The sequence below is a fragment of the Rubellimicrobium mesophilum DSM 19309 genome (assembly GCF_000600335.2).
Classification (GTDB): Bacteria; Pseudomonadota; Alphaproteobacteria; order Rhodobacterales; family Rhodobacteraceae; genus Rubellimicrobium; species Rubellimicrobium mesophilum.
The window spans coordinates 1-3,503 of sequence record NZ_KK088539.1 but is presented as its reverse complement, the minus strand read 5'-3'; the positions used below and the strand labels follow the sequence as shown (position 1 = coordinate 3,503).

The window sequence follows — 3,503 nt, the reverse complement described above, 5'->3', positions numbered from 1 at the left end:
TGTCGCCCGTGGTCTGGCTGACCGCCCAGCGGGTGATCGTGCCCGCCATCGAGGTCACGTACAGGAAGGCCTTGTCCGGCGACATCTCGATCGAGGTGTAGCTCTCCCCCAGGCCGGGGTCGGAGGTCACCTCCACCGTGTCGTTGAAGGCCACCGTCTGCCCGCCGCCGGCCGGCGCAGCCCCGGTCGTGAAGGTCGTGGAGAACTTCTGGAAGTCCCGCGTCGGCGCGTTGGGATCGCTGTTGCTGCCGCGGTCCTGGAAGCCGTCCACCAGGACGGTGTAGCTGGTGTAGGGCTTGAGATCGGCCGTGGGCGAGATCGTCACCGTGTCAAAGCCGCCCGAGGTGTTGGCGTTGTACGCGACCGGCTTGCCGGTCAGCGTCTCGTAGACCTTGATCGAACCATCGGTGAGGCTCTGAAGGAGAACGCCGCCCCGACCGGGAACGACATGGACACCCAACGCAATGTCGGAAGTTGGGTCGATCTTTATCGGCAGCTTTCCATTGACGATGTCGAGCGTGGCCGTCTTGGTGTCTGAGATGGCCGTCGGATTCGTGAAATAGGCATAGTCCGCCGGTGCTTGGCGGGTGTCGCCCGGCGTCGGATCCGGCAGCGCGCGGACCTCGAGATACTGCATCTCGGTAATCATGCCACCCTGGGCCGATAACGTGAGATGGCCATCCTGGACCCGGACCGTGGTCGTCACCAGCTCGGTCTTGAACGCCGAGACCGGCGTGAAGCTGGAGACGAGCTTTCCCTCGGTGTAGAGCCTGTTGATGCTATCGTTCGGCCCGCCCGTGTCGCCGACCGCGACCGTCACCTCATACCAGCCGTTCGCCACCGCCATCTCCCAGGCGGCGCGGGCCGGATAGGAGGGATGGTCAAAATGAGCATAACCCGTGAGTCGCCGATCGTAGCTGTCGAAGTTCACGGAAAGGCGGCCACTCGGCAGGGTGCCGTCGTTGGGCAGGGTCCCCGTTCCCGTGCGCTCGCTGATGGCGATCAGGGGATAAGACGCGCCGTTGATCGGCATGGCCCTGGTCCCATCCGCGTCCAGAGCCGAGGCCTGGGTCACCCAGCCGTAGGTATAGCCGCTCCCGCGGGTCCCGTACCCCTTGAAGTTGTCGACGAGGTAGCCCGCCACCTTGGGCGTCGTGCCGTCCTGGAAGTTGATCTTGACCATCTGGGAATCCGATACGATCTGCTACGAACTGATCTTGACGCTGTCGATGTCGGGGCCTGCGGTTCTGTACCACGCCCGGGTGATGTTGACGCCGTTCGCTGCCCCGGTCGAGCACAGGGACAGCCATGGCGGATCCTTTATCCGCCAAACCTCTTTAGCTCTTCGGAGAGCTGATCCCGCCTCGTATGACGGGTGGAATTTGCCTTCTCCCTCTCACAGCACGAAGTCGTCCACGGTGAGCGTGCCACCGCCCCGGACCAGGATGGTCATCTCGGGCCGCGCGTCGTCGTCGACGTTGAGCTCCACGAGCAGGCCGGCCTTGACCTCGCGCAGGCGGATCTCGCCCGCCGAGAACGAGCCGTCCTGGTCGAGCGTGAAGCCCTGGTGGCCCGGCTCGTCCGCCACCGCGTCGATGGCGCGCAGCACGATGCGGTCCTGCCCGGGCTCGAAGTCGGCGATCACGTCGCGCGCCGCCCGGCCCGGGCCGCTGTCCTGGAGCGCGGTGAAGACGAACTCGTCGCCCCCCGCCCCGCCCCGCAGCACGTCCCGGCCCGCCCCGCCGACGAGGCGGTCGTCGCCCGTCCCGCCGCCCAGGTGGTCCTCGCCCCGCCCGCCCCGCAGCACGTCGTCGCCGCCCCGGCCCCACAGCGCGTCATCGCCCCCGCCCCCCCGAAGATGGTTCGCCGCCGCGTCGCCAGCCAAGGCGTCCAAGAGGCCGTGTCCTGCCGTCCGAGGGCCGGCCTCATCGAGCTTGCCCAGGGTCGAGGTCGTCGCACTCGCCGTTCCGTTGAACACCGGCGCGATGCCTTGGACCACATAGATGTTGTCGTTGTAGTCGTAGTTGATGCCGGTGTAGTCCTGAATGACGAGGTACGTGTTCTTGAAGATGTGCCCTTCGGAGTTGAAGGCCTGGAACACGCGGACGGTGTAGCCGTCGGGCACCGCCTTGCCGCTCGGGTCGAAGACGTTGCCGTTCTTGACCGTGTAACCCGGGTAGCGGGCGTCGAGCTGGGCCTGGGTCGGCGCACCGGCCCCCGTGGGGTTCAGGTCGGGATTGGTCGACTGCCCCGCCACAAGGAAGCCGAAGATGTCGTTGCCGGTCCAGGCGTCCGGAACCGTCGTTTTGGTGAAGGTGCCGGTGGCGAAGGCGCCGTTCGGCCGCAGCGGCAGGACCGTCTGGTTCTGGAGCGGGTCGTGGTAGGTGATCTGGACCGCTGCGCTCTTGGACCCTGGAGCATGGATGCTGAAGGCCGCCCCAGCGGGCTTGTGGAAGCCTGCGATCTGCGTGACCTTGGCCGAGGTCACCCCGTCGGCGATCCGCCAGTAGCGTGAGAGCACCTCCGTGTCGTCCGCCGGCAGGTAGACGTCGTGGAAGCTCAAGGTTGAGAACTCGCCGCCGGCGTTGAGCGACAGTCCCTCGATGACGTTACCGAAGCCGAACATCTTCCAGACTTCGTTGACGTTCGGCTCCCAGCCGCCCTCGTCGCGCTGCTGCCAGAAGCCCGACAGGTTCACCTTGGCGGTCGAATTGGTGGCCTCGTTGGTGTGCAGCGTCAGCCGGCCCTCAAAGACCCCGGTGACGCCGTTCGCCTTGGGTATGTAGGCCGCCCGGTTGAAGAGCACCGTCACGTCGACCGACTGGCCGGCGCCCAGCGACAGGTTGTCGAAGACGTTGGGATTGGCGAGCTTGAACGGCCCGGTCAACGTCGAGTCCAGCACCTTGAGCGGCGCGGCGCCCGTGTTCGTGATCTGAACCACCGCGCTTTCCTTGTAGTCACGCGGTACCCCCGGGGTCACGACGTCAGGATCCTCGATCCAGCTGAAATGCAACCGATTCGTGTGAAACGCCGGATCCCGGGTCAGCATTCGAACCATTGACTTGTCCTCCCAGAGACACGGATCACATCGATCTTGCCCCACGGATTCCGAGCGTATCACAACAATTGCTGCCCACTTAGAGTTTTATTGAGCAAATCTCGCGGGACTTCTGCAGGCTGAGAGGGAACAGGTGAGGCAGATGAACTAGCTCAGCCTTCCAACCCGCCCTGTGATCTGGCCCCCGTTTGACCGAACACTCAGGCGGTTGCGGTTTGGGCGGCGATGAACTCGCGAGGCGAGCGCATTTTCAGCCCGGAGTGCGGGTGGTGGGCGTTGTAGTCCTCGAACCAGCTTGGGAGCAATCCGAGGACAGCGGCAGCGTCCGGCAAGGGCGTGACCTGGACGTAGTCGCGCTTCAGGGTGCGGACGAAGGCCTCGGAGATGCCATTGCTTTGGGGGCTCTTCACGGGCGTGAAGCAGGGCTTCAGCCCGAGCTGGCGGG

At 65.4% G+C, this 3,503-nt stretch carries 3 protein-coding genes; all 3 read right to left on the bottom strand.

Features of this window, described 5'->3' with window-relative positions:
• On the bottom strand, positions 1-1,183 hold a 1,183-nt coding region (locus RUMESO_RS02275; RefSeq protein WP_037277789.1), incomplete at its 3' end, for a hypothetical protein.
• A gap of 213 nt (positions 1,184-1,396) precedes the next feature.
• Entirely contained in the window at positions 1,397-2,941 is a 1,545-nt protein-coding gene (locus tag RUMESO_RS02270) for a calcium-binding protein (protein WP_051520935.1), read from the bottom strand.
• 317 nt (positions 2,942-3,258) lie between these two features.
• A partial coding sequence (locus RUMESO_RS02265) for an integrase core domain-containing protein (protein WP_037277710.1) occupies positions 3,259-3,503 on the bottom strand: 245 nt, incomplete at its 5' end.